Source organism: Pseudomonas sp. HMSC065H01, from assembly GCF_001815235.1.
Classification (GTDB): Bacteria; Pseudomonadota; Gammaproteobacteria; order Pseudomonadales; family Pseudomonadaceae; genus Pseudomonas; species Pseudomonas aeruginosa.
This window is the reverse complement of record NZ_KV819927.1, coordinates 47,059-47,683: the sequence shown is the minus strand read 5'-3', so window position 1 is coordinate 47,683 and position 625 is coordinate 47,059. Positions and strand designations below refer to the sequence as shown.

1 protein-coding gene is annotated in these 625 nt (G+C 62.4%); it reads left to right on the top strand.

Annotated elements, in window-relative coordinates; translation table 11 throughout:
- Positions 1-570: cbb3-type cytochrome c oxidase subunit I (locus tag HMPREF3014_RS26615; RefSeq protein WP_083327202.1), on the top strand; the 570-nt coding region annotated here is incomplete at its 5' end.
- Positions 571-625: the final 55 nt, after the last annotated feature.

Genomic DNA, 625 nt, shown 5'->3' with positions numbered 1-625 from the left:
GGCATGATCAACGGCATGATGACCCTCTCCGGCGCCTGGCATAAGCTGCGCACCGACCCGATCCTGCGCTTCCTGGTGGTATCCCTGGCCTTCTACGGCATGTCCACCTTCGAAGGCCCGATGATGGCGATCAAGACCGTCAACGCCCTCTCCCACTACACCGACTGGACCATCGGCCACGTGCACGCCGGCGCCCTCGGCTGGGTGGCGATGATCTCCATCGGCTCGCTCTACCACCTGATCCCGAAAGTCTTCGGCCGTCCGCAGATGCACAGCATCGGTCTGATCAACGCGCACTTCTGGCTGGCCACCATCGGTACCGTGCTTTACATCGCCTCGCTGTGGGTCAACGGCATTACCCAGGGCCTGATGTGGCGCGCGGTCAACGAGGACGGCACCCTGACCTACTCCTTCGTTGAAGCACTGGTCGCAAGCCACCCGGGCTTCATCGTGCGCATGATCGGCGGTGGTTTCTTCCTCACCGGCATGCTGCTGATGGCCTACAACACCTGGCGCACCGTGCGTGCTGCCAAGCCGGCCGAATACGAAGCCGCCGCGCAGATCGCCTGAGGAGCCCGACGTAAATGAAGAACCACGAAATACTCGAGAAGAACGTCGGCCTGCT